Annotated in this window: 13 protein-coding genes and 1 other RNA gene; 10 read left to right on the top strand and 4 right to left on the bottom strand. The window is 71.3% G+C overall.

The features are described from left to right. Positions 1-20: 20 nt before the first annotated feature. From cobD to CRP50_RS11150, 3 genes are all read right to left on the bottom strand, one after another. Positions 21-1046: a threonine-phosphate decarboxylase CobD gene (cobD, locus tag CRP50_RS11160; RefSeq protein WP_097279239.1), complete on the bottom strand. Its 1026-nt coding sequence runs from the start codon at positions 1044-1046 to the stop codon at positions 21-23. 74 nt (positions 1047-1120) lie between these two features. Continuing rightward, the gene (locus CRP50_RS11155) at positions 1121-1549 is read right to left on the bottom strand and encodes a response regulator (protein WP_097279238.1); all 429 of its coding nucleotides are present in this window, start codon (positions 1547-1549) and stop codon (positions 1121-1123) included. Continuing rightward, entirely contained in the window at positions 1539-3209 is a 1671-nt protein-coding gene (locus CRP50_RS11150) for a sensor histidine kinase (protein ID WP_097279237.1), read from the bottom strand. Before CRP50_RS11150 ends, CRP50_RS11155 begins: the two co-directional genes overlap by 11 nt. Positions 3210-3362: 153 nt before the next feature. Here CRP50_RS11150 and ffs point away from each other — a divergent pair. From ffs to CRP50_RS11125, 5 genes are all read left to right on the top strand, one after another. Further along, positions 3363-3461: signal recognition particle sRNA small type (ffs, locus tag CRP50_RS11145), an RNA gene on the top strand. 28 nt (positions 3462-3489) lie between these two features. Continuing rightward, complete coding sequence (locus CRP50_RS11140) at positions 3490-5325, top strand: DNA polymerase III subunit gamma/tau (protein ID WP_097279236.1); 1836 nt, start codon at positions 3490-3492, stop codon at positions 5323-5325. Further along, a complete protein-coding gene (locus tag CRP50_RS11135; RefSeq protein WP_097279235.1) occupies positions 5322-5645 on the top strand; it encodes a YbaB/EbfC family nucleoid-associated protein in 324 nt (107 codons plus the stop codon). Before CRP50_RS11140 ends, CRP50_RS11135 begins: the two co-directional genes overlap by 4 nt. A 25-nt stretch (positions 5646-5670) precedes the next feature. After that, entirely contained in the window at positions 5671-6264 is a 594-nt protein-coding gene (gene recR, locus CRP50_RS11130) for a recombination mediator RecR (protein WP_097279234.1), read from the top strand. Between the two features lie 332 nt (positions 6265-6596). Then, positions 6597-7118, top strand: a complete 522-nt coding sequence (locus tag CRP50_RS11125; protein WP_097279233.1) for a hypothetical protein — start codon at positions 6597-6599, stop codon at positions 7116-7118. Positions 7119-7159: 41 nt separating this feature from the next. Here the strand turns inward: CRP50_RS11125 and CRP50_RS11120 are convergent, their stop codons facing one another. Next, entirely contained in the window at positions 7160-7930 is a 771-nt protein-coding gene (locus tag CRP50_RS11120; RefSeq protein ID WP_141415110.1) for a substrate-binding periplasmic protein, read from the bottom strand. A gap of 379 nt (positions 7931-8309) precedes the next feature. Here CRP50_RS11120 and CRP50_RS11115 point away from each other — a divergent pair, with 379 nt between their 5' ends. From CRP50_RS11115 to CRP50_RS11095, 5 genes are all read left to right on the top strand, one after another. Beyond that, on the top strand, positions 8310-10568 hold the full coding sequence (locus tag CRP50_RS11115; RefSeq protein ID WP_176525128.1) for a PAS-domain containing protein: 2259 nt from the start codon (positions 8310-8312) through the stop codon (positions 10566-10568). A gap of 48 nt (positions 10569-10616) precedes the next feature. After that, positions 10617-12257 carry a DUF3369 domain-containing protein gene (locus tag CRP50_RS11110; protein WP_097279380.1) on the top strand — a complete coding sequence of 547 codons (1641 nt, stop codon included), beginning with the start codon at positions 10617-10619 and terminating at the stop codon, positions 12255-12257. 463 nt (positions 12258-12720) lie between these two features. Beyond that, the gene (locus CRP50_RS11105) at positions 12721-13053 is read left to right on the top strand and encodes a hypothetical protein (protein WP_097279230.1); all 333 of its coding nucleotides are present in this window, start codon (positions 12721-12723) and stop codon (positions 13051-13053) included. Between the two features lie 4 nt (positions 13054-13057). Next, positions 13058-13324, top strand: coding sequence for a hypothetical protein (locus CRP50_RS11100; protein WP_097279229.1), 267 nt, complete (start codon positions 13058-13060; stop codon positions 13322-13324). A gap of 451 nt (positions 13325-13775) precedes the next feature. Continuing rightward, the gene (locus CRP50_RS11095) at positions 13776-14273 is read left to right on the top strand and encodes a sigma-70 family RNA polymerase sigma factor (RefSeq protein WP_097279228.1); all 498 of its coding nucleotides are present in this window, start codon (positions 13776-13778) and stop codon (positions 14271-14273) included. Positions 14274-14351: the final 78 nt, after the last annotated feature.

Raw genomic sequence — 14351 nt, 5'->3', positions numbered from 1 at the left:
GCAATAAGTGTTAACCTACTTTAAACTCTCTTTGCGAGCAGTCGCTCCGCCCCCACTCCCTCCCCCGGCAGCCCCACCCGCAGCCACGTCGGCGCATAGGCGAACGGCCGCACCAGCACGCCCGCCCGGCACCAGCGGTCGAACACGGCGGCGGCGGCGTCGCTCTCGGCCAGTCGGAACAGCGTCGTGCCGCCGAGCACGCGGAGGCCGGCCGCCGTCAAGGCCTCGTCCAGGGCCGCCGCTTGTTCCTCCAGCCACAGGCGGGTCGCTGCGGCCCACTCCAGGTCGGCCAGCGCCGCTTCGCCCACGGTCAGGGCGGGGCCGCTCACCGCCCAGGGGCCGAGGGCTGCCGTCAGGGCGGCCGCCACGGCCGCGTCGGTGATGCAGAAGCCCAGCCGCAGGCCCGCGAGGCCGTGGAACTTGCCCGGCGAGCGCAGGATCACCAACCCCGGCACGCCCGCCCGGCCGCACAGGGACAGCTCCGGCGTCACGTCGGCGAAGGCTTCGTCCAGCACCAGCCAGCCGCCGCGCGCCGCCAACCGGGCGGCGAGGTGCAGCAGGCGGTCGGGGTCGGTGCGGCGGCCGTCGGGGTTGTTGGGGTTGACCACCACCGCCACGTCGAGGCTGCCATCCGCTGCCGCCGCCTCGGCGTGCTCCAGGGTCACCGGGTCGGCGACCGTGTGGCCGCAGCGGGTCCAGGCGGCGGCGTGCTCGCCGTAGGTGGGGCCGACCACGGCGACGCGGCCCGGCCGACGCAGGCGCGGCAGCCACTGGATCAGGCTCTGGGTGCCCGGTGCCGCCACCACCGACGCCGCATCGCCGACGGCATAGCCGGTGCGGGCGGCCTCCAGCAGGCGGGCGAGGTCGGCCGGCTCGGGCAGGCGGGTCCAGGCCTCGGGCGGGATCGGCGGGATGGGGTAGGGGCGGGGGTTGATGCCGGTGGAGAGGTCCAGCCACTGCTCCCGCGGCCGTCCGTAGAAGGCGGCGGCGGCGGCCAGATTGCCACCGTGGGCGCGGAAGACGGCGAGCGGGTCGGGCGTGGTCATGGCGTCGCGGTGGCCTGTGGCTGGAGCGGGGGCGGACGCCCGTTCTAGCGCCCCCGCCGCGGGACGCAAACCCCTTACCGGGCCTCGTCCTCCTCGGCGATGACGTCGCGCAGCGAGGCGACCAGCTGCTCGGGCAGGATGGGTTTCACCAGGATGCCGCGCGGGTGGTCGGCATAGATGCGGCGCATGGTCTCCGGCTCGTTGGACCCGGTGATGAAGACCACCGGCGTTCCCAGGCGGGCGTGGATGCGCAGGGCGGCGTCGACCCCGTCGCCGGCGCCGCGCAGGCGCACGTCCATGAGCACCACGTCGGGGCGGAAGCGCAGGGCTTCGGCGACGGCGTCCTCGGCGGTGGCGGCGGTGGCGCAGACGCGGCAGCCGGCGTCCTCCACCACCTCGCGCAGGTACTCGGCGATGAGGAAGTCGTCGTCGACGATGAGAACGCTGGGCTGGGAGCCGTCCGCGCGGCCGATCCGGGCCTCGCCGCCGTCGTCAGCGTCCATGGGCGGTCTCCAGGTCGGGCAGGTCCACTCTCACGTCCGTTCCTCGCTCCCGCGTGACGGTCATGCCACCGCCGAGCTGCGCCACCAGGGCGCGGATGATGCGGTCACCGCTGGAGCGCACCGGCCCCTCCGGTCCCCCTTCCGGCGTCGGCGCCCAGCCGACGCCGGTGTCGGCGACCTCGAGGATCAGCCCGCCGTCGGCGCGCCGGGTGGCCGTGACCGTGACGGCACCGCCCCCTCCATCGGGAAACGCATGCTTGAACGCGTTGGATACCAGTTCGTTGACGAGCAGCCCGAGCGGAATGGCCCGATCGAGGTCGAGAACCACCGGATCGGCCGACACGGCCACGTCGATGCCGCGTTCCTCGGCGCCGAAGCCGAAGGAAATGTTGCCGCACAATGCGGACAGAAACACCTGCAGGTCGAGGGTGGCGAGGTCGCCCGCCTGCAGCAACTGCTGGTGGACGAGGCCGAGGGTGTTGATGCGCCGGCGGGTGGCGGCGAAGGCCTCGCGGCCCTGCTCGTCGCTCAGGCGGGCCGACTGCATGGACAGCAGCGCCTCCACCAGCTGCAGGTTGTTCTTCACCCGGTGGTAGACCTCGCTCAGTAGCAGGTTCTTGTCGGCCAGCGCCCGCTCCAGCTCGGCGGTGCGCAGGGCGACGGCCTGCTCCAGCCCGACGTTGGCCAGGTGAACCTCCTCGCGCAGGCGCGATTCGGTGCGCACGGCGCGCAGGCCGATGGGCACCAGGGTCGCCACCGCCACCAGCAGCACCGCCACCAGCACGCCGGTATAGGCCAGCCGTTCGCGCCAGTTGGCGAGGATGGTGCGCATGGGGCGCGAGGCCAGCACGACGGTGGAGGCGTCGGCCACCCGCTGGCGCACCACCAGGCGCTCCACCCCGTCGATGGGCGAATTCTCCACCCTGACCGAGATGGGCCGCTCCGGCGACAGGTCGCCGAGCGCCCCCGGCACCCGCTTGCCCACCACCTCGGGCACCGGCGGCTCGCGCAGCAGCAGGGTGGCGTCGTCGCGGAGCAGGGCGAGGGTGGAGCCGCCGGGCAGGCGCAGGTCGCGGTAGAAGCGGCGGAAGTATTCCAGGTGCAGGGCCGCCAGCACCACGCCGGCGAAATCCGGCGCCGGCCCGCCGCGGGCGTCGGCGGTGCCGGCGGGGCGGATGCGGCGGCTCATGCTGAAGAAGGACGGCACCGGGCTCTCGGGGTCCATGAGGTTGCCGATCCAGGGCTCGGCCGCCCCCTGGCGCAGCACGGAGAAATATTCGCGGTCGGCGAGCGAGGAGCCTTCGCCGGTCTGGCTGAGCGAATTGGCGATCACCCGGCCGTCGGGGCCGAGCACCCACAACGACGCCACCTGCGGCAGGGTACCGGCGAGCGCCGCCAGTTCCTCGAAGGCGTCCTCGTCGCCGCGCAGGCGGTCCATGCCGTAGCGGGCCACCTGGCGTTCCAGGCGCTGCAGCAGCAGATCCACCGCCTGCAGGGTGCGGTGGGTGTGCTCGGCCAGCAGGCCGGCCATGACCGTCAGCTCCTGCCGGGCATCGCGCATGGCCCGGTCGTGATCGGTGACCACGAAGACGCCCCAGGCCGCCAGCGTGGCGGCCACGAAAAGGGCGGCCAGGGCCAGGATCGCGCGGGTGGGTGTCATGGAAACCGTAAAGCGAACAGACGGATGGCGGACGATCGCCAGATGTGCAAACGCCTGGGCGCGCCGGATGTTCCTGCGCCGATCGTCCGGCGTATGTGCAAGAATTTCGTAAGGACTTGCATTGTGCCCCCATCCTCCTGATATAACCGCGTCGGAAGGCTGGCGGTGGACGGGCTCCTCGCCAACCCGGTCAGGTCCGGAAGGAAGCAGCCGTAACGAGTTTCGGTCCGGGTCGCCGACCAGTCTTCCACCCTTCCTCCAGCGGTTCCGGCCGGCGGCGATGACAGACACTTCTCTGCCAGAGACCAATCCCGCCCCGGCGGCCTACCGCGTTCTCGCACGCAAGTATCGTCCCCGCGACTTCTCGACGCTGATCGGGCAGGACGCGCTGGTGCGCACGCTGTCCAACGCCATTGCCTCCGGCCGGCTGGCGCAGGCCTATGTGCTGACGGGCGTGCGCGGCGTCGGCAAGACCACCACCGCCCGCATCATCGCCCGCGCGCTCAACTGCATCGGCCCCGACGGCCGCGGCGGACCGACGGTCACGCCCTGCGGCGTGTGCCAGCATTGCACGGCTATTTCCGAAGACCGTCACGTCGACGTGCTGGAGATGGACGCCGCCTCCCGCACCGGCGTCAACGACATCCGCGAGATCCTCGACGGCGTGCGCTACCGCCCGACCAGCGCGCGCTACAAGATCTACATCGTCGACGAAGTCCACATGCTGTCGACGGCGGCCTTCAACGCGCTCCTGAAGACGCTGGAAGAGCCGCCGGAGCATGTGAAGTTCATCTTCGCCACCACGGAAATCCGCAAGGTGCCGGTGACGGTGCTGTCGCGCTGCCAGCGCTTCGACTTGCGGCGGGTGGAGGCGGAGACGCTGGCCGCCCACTTCGCCGGCATCGCCGAGCAGGAAGGGGCGCAGATCGAGCCGGCGGCGCTCGCCATGGTCGCCCGGGCCGCCGACGGTTCGGTGCGCGACGGGCTGTCGCTGCTCGACCAGGCCATCGCCCACGGCGGCGGCACGGTGACGGAAGCCCAGGTGCGCGACATGCTGGGCCTCGCCGACCGCGCCGTGGTGTTCGACATGTTCGACGCCGCCATGTCGGGCGACGTGTCGCGCGCGCTGGCGCTCATCGCCGACCAGTACGCGGCCGGCGCCGACCCGACGGTCATCCTGCAGGACATGCTGGAACTGACCCACTGGCTCACCCGCCTGAAGATCGCGCCCGACGGCGCCGACGATCCCATGGCCGGCGAATCGGAACGGGTGCGCGGCAAGGACATGGCGACCCGCCTGCACATGGCGGTGCTCACCCGCGCCTGGCAGATGCTGCTGAAGGGTCTGAACGAGGCCCGCTCCGCCCCCTCGCCGCTGCAGGCGGTGGAGATGGCGGTCATCCGCCTGACCTATGCCGCCCACCTGCCGAGCCCGGCCGAGGTGGTGGAGAAGCTGTCGGCGCAGCAGCAGGCGCAGCCGCCCCAGCCGCCCGCCCCCGGTGGCGGCGGTGGTGGGGGAGGCGGCGGCTACATGCCCGGTGGCGGCGGCGGCGGTCGTCCGCCGGTGGTGCATGCGCCCGCCGCGCCGGCGGCGGCGCCGAGCGCCAACCTCGCCGTCGACGACCTGCCGTGGGCAGCCCCGCCGCACGCCGAGCCGCCCGTCATGGCGCCGCCCCCGCCGGTGCTGCCGCAGAGCTTCCCCGAAGTGGTGGCGCTGCTGAAGGAAAAGCGCGAGAACGTGCTGGCCGGATACCTGGAGGCGAGCGTCCACCTGGTGCGCTTCGACGCCGCCGCGACGCCGCCGCGTTTCGAGTTCCGCCCGCAGCCCGGCGTGCCGGCCGACCTCGCCCAGCGCATCGGCAAGTTCCTGCTCGACGCCACCGAAGCGCGCTGGATGGTCACCGTCAACACGACGGAGCCCGGCGAGCCCACCTTGCGCGAACAGACGCGCGGCACCGTCTCGGCCGATCCGCTGGTGCAGGCGCTGCTGCGCGCCTTCCCCGACGCCCACATCGGCATGGTGCGCCCGAAGAAGAAGCAGGACGTGGAGGCCGACGAGGCCGCCCCGGTCCTGGAAGACAGCCTGATCGACACATCCGGAGACGACGACGCATGAAGAACCTCGGCCAGTTGATGAAGCAGGCCCAGCAGATGCAGGCCAAGATGGCGGAGATGCAGGAAAAGCTCGGCACCGTCGAGGTCAGCGGTGCGGCCGGCGGCGGCATGGTCGGCGTCACGCTCAACGGCAAGGGCGAGATGAAGAAGGTGACCATCGACAAGTCCATCGTCGATCCCAACGACGTGGAAATGCTGGAAGACCTCATCGTCGCCGCCCACAACGACGCCAAGGCCAAGGTCGAGGCGACCATGCAGGACGAGATGCAGAAGGTCACCGGCGGCCTGCAGCTGCCGCCCGGCATGAAGTTCCCGTTCTGAGCCGCCGCGCGCAGAGCCGCCGCCCGTGGTCGGACCCGAGATCGAGCGCCTGATCCAACTGCTCGCCCGCCTGCCGGGCCTGGGCCCGCGGTCGGCCCGGCGGGCGGCGCTGGCGCTGGTGAAGCGGCGCGACGGCCTGCTGCTGCCGCTCGCCGATGCGCTGACGGCGGTGGCGGAGTCGGTGCGCACCTGTTCCGTCTGCGGCAACTACGACACCCAGGACCCTTGCGCCGTGTGCCGCGACGTGCGGCGCGACGGGTCGCTGCTGTGCGTGGTGCAGGACGTGTCCGACCTGTGGGCGCTGGAGCGCACGGCGGCCTTCCGCGGCCGCTATCAGGTGCTCGGCGGGTTGTTGTCGGCGCTGGACGGGGTCGGGCCGGAAGACCTGGCGGTGGCGCGGCTGGTGGAGCGGGCGCGGTCGCCGGACGTGACGGAAGTCATCCTCGCCCTGCCGGCGACGGTCGACGGCCAGACCACCGCCCATTACATCGCCGACGCCCTGGCCGAGTGCGAGGTCGCGGTGTCCGGTCTGGCGCAGGGCGTGCCGGTGGGTGGCGAGCTGGATTACCTGGACGACGGAACCCTGCTGGCGGCGCTGAACGCGCGCCGGCCGGTCTGACCAATCGTATTAGAAAAAGCGAAAAAAGAGAGGGAGTCGCATACCACCGCCTCGGGGACTACGGTGGCATGCGAAACCCGGCGCGGCGGAACTTTGGGGGTCGGCAGGGACACCGCTGCGACGGGTCTGGCTCCCTCTTGAACTTAGAGTAAGTCCGATCGACCGCACCTTCCAGCCCAATCGTGGTAAACGATGCGTCGGGAGGTCGCTGCGGTCCCCTGGTACCGGTGTCTTTTTATACGCGCGGACAGGGGTGGTCGAAGGTCACGGGGTATGATGGCGCTTAGGTGCCAAATGTATAGTACTGGGCGGCGGTATTCGTGGGGGCGATCATGACGGCCATCACAGACGACTCGTGGTTCGACCGCCGATACTACGGTGGGGATTTGCCGGCGGCGGCGGAGCGGGCGCTGCACGTCGCAGCGGCGGCGTGGGCCGATCCGCCGGCGGCCGAGGCGGCGCTGGACGCCGCGGCCGCGCTGGCGCCGGGGCACCGGGCGGTGCTGCTGGCCCGCTACAAGTATCACTTCTACCGGACGGATCTGGCGGCGGCGGCGCCCTATGCGCTGGCCTGCGTCCGCGACTCGGCACGCGCCCTCAACCTGCCCGCCGATTGGCGCGACGTCCGGCCGGGTGACGCCCGGTTCGACGAGATCGAGGCGGAGCCGCGCTTCTTCCTCTTCGCCCTCAAGGCCTACGGCTACGTCTGCGTGCGCAGCGGCGCGGTGGAGGAAGGCAAGGCGGCGCTGGCGCAGGTGATCGCGCTGGACCCCACCGACGCCACCGCCACCCGCCGCCTGCTGGCGCTGGTGGAAGCCGGTCCGGGCGATGAGGACGACGAGGACGCCGCCTAGCGCGGGTCCGGACGACCGAAACAGGAAACCGCCAACAAAAGCTAAGGCGCGGCGATCATCCGGCGGAACCAGTCGGCCGTCATCAGCGGCCCGTCGATGGCGGCGAGGCCGGCGTTGAGGCGGTCGCGCTTGGCGCGCCCGGCGGCGTCGTTGCGGAAGCAGGCGTAGAGCGGGCGCTCGGCGATGGGGCGCGGGTTGAAGCGCACCGCGTTGAGGCGACCGCTCAGGGCCGGATCACGGCGCAGCAGCCATTCCATGACGTTGCGGTCGATGACGGCGAGGTCGATGCGGCCGTCCAGCAGGTTCTGCAGGTTCTGCGTATCGTCGGACGCCCGCACCACCTGCAGCACGCCGCGCGTCACCAGGCGGTCGAAGGAGTCCGTGTTGGCGTAGTTGCGCACGACGCCGAGGGTGTAGGGCGCCAGATCCTCCAGCCGCGTCCAGGTCAGCGGATGGTCCAGGCGTTCGGCGAACCCGAGGGGGCTCGAGCCGATCTGGCCGCTCATCAGGCAGACGCGCTCCCGCATGCGGGTGGTGTAGACGGGGAAGATGCCGTCGATGTCGCGGTCGCCGAAGCCGCTCTCGATGTCCACCGCCGGCTGGAACACGGGCACCAGCTCGGCGCCCGCGGCGGCCAGCGCCGAGCCCACCACCTGCGCCGTGGCGCCGAGGCCCGGAAGGTCGGCGCCGATGTAGGGCGGCCAGGGCGTGGTGCCGAGTCGCACCTGCTCCGCCGCCGCGACAGGCACGGTCGCCGCCAGCATGGCCACCCCGGCGGCGAGCGCCGCCCACCGTCTTCCCCAGTGCGACACCCCTTGCGCCTCCCCGTGGTCGTCGCAATCCCTTATTGCGAGGGTTGGAGATTTTGCGCGGTGGGTAAAGATAAAATTCCAGGCCGACGCGCGTGCGAGGCATGAAACAGTCCGAGATGCGCGCTGGCCGCGAAATATCCGGTTGGCACGGAAGGCTCCCCTTGTCTATGCTAACGGGGATGTCGAGTACGCCACAAGAGCGACCGACATGCGACGCAGGGAGGAAGACCATCACATGCCGCATTCGACGCTCGCGGAGACACGCGCGCGTCCGGCGGCCCCGCCCGTGCCCTCCGGGGGTGCGGACGCGCAGGCCGTTGCGACCGCCGCAGAACCGCCGGCCGGTCCACAGGACGCGCCCGAGGCCGGCACCACGCCGGTGCTCGATCCCGCCCTGCTGGGCGAGGCGCTGGTGCAGCCGGTGCTGGCCGTCGCCGTCGCCACCGGCACCGTCACCTGGGCCAACGCCGCCGCCGACACGCTGTTCGGCCGCCCCGTGCGCGGGCTGCCGCTGGCCGCCCTGCTGGTGGAAGCCGGCGAGCGCGACATGGCGCAATGGCTCGGCCGCACCGCCGCCGTCGGGCGCTGCGTCGCCACCGGCCGCACCGTCGGCGGCGACCTGGTGCCGCTGACGCTCGCCGCCTCGGTGCGCGGCGGCAGCGCGACGCTGGTGCTGTCCGACAGCCGCGACGCCGCCTCCGCCTCCTACGCCGAGGCGCGGCGCAGCCTGGAGCGCTACGCCCTCGCCCTGCGCTCCACCAACGAAGGCATCTACGACTGGGACATCGAGACCGACCGCATCTTCTTCTCCCAGCGAGCGCGGGAAATCTTCGGCCTCGCCTCCGATGAAATGTCGCCGCACGCCTGGGCGGCGCGCATCCACCCCGACGACTATCCGGCCTATCGCGCCGCCCATGTGCGGCACCTGCGCGGCGAGACGGAGCGCTTCGTCTGCGAGTACCGCTTCCGCACCGGCGCGGGGGCCTGGAGCTGGGTGCGCCAGCACGGCATCGCCCTGCGGCGCGACGCCGGCCGCGCCGTGCGCCTTACCGGCTCGGTCGGCGACATCGGCGAGATGAAGGCGGCGGAAGCCCGCATCGAGCGCGAGCGCAGCATTCTGGCGGCCACCATCGAGCACATGGAGCAGGGCCTCTACATGGCCGACGCCGACGGCTGCATGGTGGCCTTCAACCAGCGCTTCCGCGCCCTGTTCGACCTGCCCGACGACGCCTGCCAGCCGGGCTATACGGTGGAGGCGGTGCTGCGCTTCCTGCACGACCGCGGCGACCTGGACGTGCCGTGGGATCAGGTGCGCGCCCGCGCCCTCAGCCCGCAGAGCCGCCGCCACGGCACCGTCTACGAGACGCGGCGGCCGGGCGGCGTGATCCTGGAGGCGCGCACCACGGCGCTGCCCGACGGCGGCTTCATCCGCACCTTCACCGACGTGACCGAGCGCCGCAAGCAGGAACGCGCCATCAGCGACATCCTGGAAGCGATCCCGCTGCCCATCATCGTGTCGTCCACCATCGACAGCACCATCTACTACGTCAATACCCACGCCCAGGAAGACTACGGCCTGTGCGTCGGCGCGCCCGTCGGCGGCAACGCCATCGAGCTCTACGTCGACCCCGAGGACCGCCGCCGGCTGGTGGAGCGGGTGCGCCGCGACCGCGTGGTGGACGACTTCGAGGTCGAGTGGCACACCATCGGCACCCGCGAGCGGCGCTGGGTGCTGCTGTCGGCGCACGCCTTCACCTACCAGGGCCGCGACGCCATGCTGGTGACCGCCGCCGACATTACCGAGCGCCGCCGCATGAGCGCCGACCTGCACGCCGCCAAGGAGAGGGCGGAACAGGCCCTCGCCGACCTGCAGGCGACCCAGAAGAGCCTCGTGGAGGCCGAGAAGATGGCCTCCCTCGGCGGGCTGGTGGCGGGCGTGGCGCACGAGATCAACACGCCCGTCGGCATCACCGTCACCACGGCGACCCACCTGCAGGAAAAGACCGTGGAGCTGCGCCGCGTGTTCGAGAGCGGCAAGGTCCGGCGGTCGGACTTCGAGACCTATCTCGCCACCGCGACGCAGGCGGCCGACCTCATCCTCGGGTCGTCGACGCGGGCCGCCAACCTGATCCAGAGCTTCAAGCAGGTGGCCGTCGACCAGACCAGCGAGGAACGCCGCCGCTTCGACCTCAAGACCTACGTGGAGGAGGTGCTGCTGTCCCTCGGCCCCCGCCTGAAGCGCACGCCGCACCGGGTGACGACGGACATCCCGGCCGGCATCCAGGTGGACAGCTACCCGGGGCCGCTGTCGCAGGTGCTGACCAACTTCGTCATGAACTCGCTGGTCCACGCCTGGCCCGACGACGGCGGCACGGCGGGCCGCATGACGGTGACGGCGCGGCAGGAGGGGGCGCAGGTGGTGCTGGTCTATGCCGACGACGGCTGCGGCATCCCGCCCGACCACCTGGGCAAGGTCTTCGAGCCCTTCTTCACCACCCGGCGCGGCAGCGGCGGGTCGGGGCTCGGGCTCAACATCGTGTTCAACATCGTGCGTCAGACGCTCAAGGGCACGGTCGACGTCGACAGCAAACCGGGGGCGGGGACGACGTTCACCGTCCGCTTCCCGGCGGAGGCCTGAGGCATGGCGGGATCCCACACGGACGGCGGCGGCACGCGGGAGGATGGCATGAACGACGACGAGATGCTGTTCGACGACGAAGACTTCCTGGTCGACGACGACGCCCCGGCCGCCGCGTCGGAATCCGGCAGTCGCCCCGGCACGGGCGGCGCGGCGCTGCCGGCGGCGGCGGCGCTGCCCGGCGATGCCTGGGTCGTGCTGGTGGTCGACGACGAGCCGGAAGTGCACGCGGTGACCGCCATGGTGCTGTCGGACGTGCGCTTCAAAGGGCGCTCCGTCAGGCTGCTCTCGGCCCATTCGGCGCGGGAGGCGCGCGAGATCCTGGCGGCGCGCCGCGACATCGCGGTGGTGCTGCTCGACGTGGTGATGGAAACCGACGACGCCGGCCTGCAGCTCGTCCGCCACATCCGCGGCGACCTGGGCAACCGCGCGGTGCGCATCATCCTGCGCACCGGCCAGCCGGGCCAGGCGCCGGAGCGCGACGTCATCCTCGCCTACGACATCAACGACTATAAGGCCAAGACCGAGCTGACCTCGCAGAAGCTGTTCACCACCCTGGTGGCGGCGCTGCGCTCCTACGAGGACATCCTGGCGCTGGAGATGAGCCGCCAGGGCCTGCGCAAGATCATCGACGCCAGCTCCAGCCTGCTGCAGGCCCGCAGCATGACGCTGTTCGCCTCGGGCGTGCTGACCCAGCTGTCGGCGGTGCTCGGCACGCCGGTCTCGGGCATCGTCTGCGCCCAGCGCGGCCGGCCGGGCTCGCGCGGCGAGGCGGCGGAGGAGGTATTCATCCTGGCCGGCGCCGGCGTCTACGAGGGCGTCGCCGACCGCCCGCTCGCCGAACACGCCGACGACCCGGTGGTCGCCGCCATCGCCGAGGCGCTGGCCGCCAAGGCGCACGTCTACCGCGACGACCACATGGTGCTCTACATCAACACCCCCAACGGCCGCGAGGTGGTCGCCTACCTGCAGACCGGCCGCACCCTGACGGCGCTGGACGAACAGCTGGTGGAGGTGTTCTGCGGCAAGGTGTCGGTCGGGTTCGACAACCTCTACCTCTATGAACAGCTGCGCCGGGCCCATCAGGCGACGGTGGTGGCGCTGGCCGACCTGGCCGAACACAAGGACACCGATACCGGCGAGCACGTGCTGCGCGTCGAGCGCATGACCGAGGCGGTGGCGCGCCGCCTGCGGTCGGACGGCATCTACACCGACCAGATCGACGACCTGTTCATCGAGCAGGTCGGCATGGCGTCCATCCTGCACGACGTCGGCAAGGTTTCGGTGCCCGACGCCATCCTGCAGAAGCCGGGCAAGCTGACGCCCGAGGAATGGCTGGTGATGCGCGAGCACGCCGCCGCCGGCGGCACCATCCTCAAGCGCGCCGCTAGGCTGGTGGACGGCTCCAGCTACCTGTCGCTCGGCGCCGACATCGCCAGCGGCCACCACGAGCGGTGGGACGGCGGCGGCTATCCGCTCGGCCTCAAGGGGCAGGAGATCCCGCTGGCGGCCCGCATCGTCGCGGTGGTGGACGTGTTCGACGCCCTGACCAGTGCCCGGCCTTACAAGGACCCGTGGCCGCGCGACCTCGCCATCGAGTATCTGCGCGACCAGTCGGGCAAGCAGTTCGACCCGCAGGTGGTGGAAACCTTCCTCACCGTGCTGGACGCCGTCGGCCAGGGCGGCTGAGGTCCGAAGCGGGTGGCGTACCCTCTGCCGCCGGCGAGGCAGGGGGCCCGCCTTTTTCTACCGCGACCGCAAAAATCGGAAGGGGTGGCGATCCCGCCGCGTCGCCCGCCCGGTCCGCAGCCGCGACGGGCCGGATGCAGCATGTCGTTGTGTTGCCGCGTTTTTCCCCTCCGGCGCGGGCTTCCCGACTCGCGTCCGATGAAATTCCGGGGGTTTTTGCAGTGCAGCAACCCCCATAAAATACCCTCCATCCTGGCAACCGTTGGTCAAATCTGACGTTTGATCGGTGTATGCCTCCCGGTGAAGAAGGGCGCAGGCCCTGATCTTTCTCTTGTCCGGCCACGAGTCGGAGCGGCAGAGACGGCGCGCCATCGACGGCCGTCCGCCGAACCGGGAGAGGCGTCGAGCGGCCCATCCGCCACGGGCGGTGGGCTGGAACGTGTAGAGGGACTTTGGTAGCCGCATGACCTATGCCGCTATGACTTTCTTCATTCTGGCGGTGATGTCTGCGCTGTTCGGCTTCACCACCTTCGAAAGTGGGGCCGAGCCGACGGCAGCGGCATTGGCGCGTTTGCTCGCCGTGGTCTTCGGCATCGGCTTCCTGGTGGCCGCCGTTTCCCTGGCCCTGCGACGGGCCGCCGAGCGGCAGGCCGGCGGTGCGGACGACGGCGCCGTCGTCACGCGCGACGGCCCGGCACGCCTCGGCACCGGCCTGACCGCATCGGAACGCGGCTCGTGGGACGGCGCCCGCCGTCCGCGGCCGGCCGAGCGTCCCGACCGCCGCGACCGGGGCTGACGCCATGACCGCCGGCTCCGGGCTCCCCCGCCGCGATCCGCTTCAGCCGGTGGACCTGGATGCGGCCATGCTCGATCCGACGACGGTGTTCGACGATCCCGACGACGTGGTGGCCTCCGGCGTTCTGACGCCCGAACAGAAGGCCACCGTGCTCGAGCGCTGGTCGGTGGAGGCCGAGCGCATCGCCGCCGCCGACGACGTCCGCCCCGACGCCGCCGACGAGGCCGCCCGCCAGGCCGCCCGCGCCCGCGCCGCCCGGGCGCTGCTGTAGCCGCTCCGCCGCGGGGCGGCTTTTTCCTTTTTCCGCAACGACGTTTCGACGGCGGCCGCCATATGCCACGGCCGCGCCCCGCCGGCCGCTACAGCCTGTGAGCGGGCTGTGACGAAAGCGGTATTTTGCGCCCAATCCCGCCGTATTTTACGGACCCTTTATGCCGACGGCCCCGGAAGCGCGGCGGTGGCGGCGCCTCCACCATGGTTGCCGAAATGCGCCTGTGCCGCGGAGTCCGGCGGCTTCGGGCGCCCGCTGTGACCGTCTGCCACAGCCCGGCGACCCACCCACGATCATTTTATGCCCCCTCCGCCAAGGCCACATGGAGGCTTTACGGCCCCTCGCGGCATCCTCGGGACATGGAAGGCGGGCGGCCCGCGCAGCTCCGGCGAGATGAACGACCGGCCCGGCCCCCGCCACAAGACGAGACACAGAGCCTAAGGAGTTCGCGATGAGCACGGCCAACATGCAGATCGAGGCGCTGATCCCCGACCTGAAGCGCTATGCCCGCTCCCTGGCGCGCAGCGAGGACGATGCCAACGATCTGGTCCAGGATTGCGTTGAGCGTGCCATCCGCAAGTGGGACCTCTACAAGCCCGGCACCAACCTCCGCTCGTGGCTGTTCACCATGATGCGCAACGTCTTCATCAGCCAGAAGCGCCGCGACGCCGTGTCGTACCGCTACATGCAGCAGGCGGTGCACGACGAATCGACGGTCGCCCGGCCGAACCAGATGCACTCCGTCTACCTGAAGGAGACGGTGGCCGCCATGGAGGCCCTGTCGGAACAGGAACGCGCCGCGGTGATGATGCTCGGCATGGAAGAGCGCAGCCACCAGGAAGCCGCCGGCGAAACCTCGCTCCCCGTCGGCACCATGAAGTCACGCCTGTCCCGCGGCCGCGCCAACCTGCGCACCGTGCTGCAGATGTCCGAGGGCGACCTCACCTGATCCGACCGGCCGGGCAGACCCTTCCCCCGAACGCCGGAAACGGCCCCGCGGCTCCATGCCCGGGGCCGTTTTTCGTTG

This window comes from Caenispirillum bisanense (assembly GCF_900230255.1).
Classification (GTDB): Bacteria; Pseudomonadota; Alphaproteobacteria; order Rhodospirillales; family Rhodospirillaceae; genus Caenispirillum; species Caenispirillum bisanense_A.
The sequence above is the reverse complement of the archived record's forward strand: the minus strand, read 5'-3'. Positions and strand labels throughout refer to the sequence as shown.

Bases quoted from the DNA above. Each gene is read 5' to 3' on its own strand.
- cobD (WP_097279239.1), bottom strand. From the start codon at position 1,046: ATGACCACGCCCGACCCGCTCGCCGTCTTCCGCGCCCACGGTGGCAAT.
- CRP50_RS11155 (WP_097279238.1), bottom strand. From the start codon at position 1,549: ATGGACGCTGACGACGGCGGCGAGGCCCGGATCGGCCGCGCGGACGGC.
- CRP50_RS11150 (WP_097279237.1), bottom strand. From the start codon at position 3,209: ATGACACCCACCCGCGCGATCCTGGCCCTGGCCGCCCTTTTCGTGGCC.
- CRP50_RS11140 (WP_097279236.1), top strand. From the start codon at position 3,490: ATGACAGACACTTCTCTGCCAGAGACCAATCCCGCCCCGGCGGCCTAC.
- CRP50_RS11135 (WP_097279235.1), top strand. From the start codon at position 5,322: ATGAAGAACCTCGGCCAGTTGATGAAGCAGGCCCAGCAGATGCAGGCC.
- CRP50_RS11125 (WP_097279233.1), top strand. From the start codon at position 6,597: ATGACGGCCATCACAGACGACTCGTGGTTCGACCGCCGATACTACGGT.
- CRP50_RS11110 (WP_097279380.1), top strand. From the start codon at position 10,617: ATGAACGACGACGAGATGCTGTTCGACGACGAAGACTTCCTGGTCGAC.
- CRP50_RS11105 (WP_097279230.1), top strand. From the start codon at position 12,721: ATGACCTATGCCGCTATGACTTTCTTCATTCTGGCGGTGATGTCTGCG.
- CRP50_RS11100 (WP_097279229.1), top strand. From the start codon at position 13,058: ATGACCGCCGGCTCCGGGCTCCCCCGCCGCGATCCGCTTCAGCCGGTG.
- CRP50_RS11095 (WP_097279228.1), top strand. From the start codon at position 13,776: ATGAGCACGGCCAACATGCAGATCGAGGCGCTGATCCCCGACCTGAAG.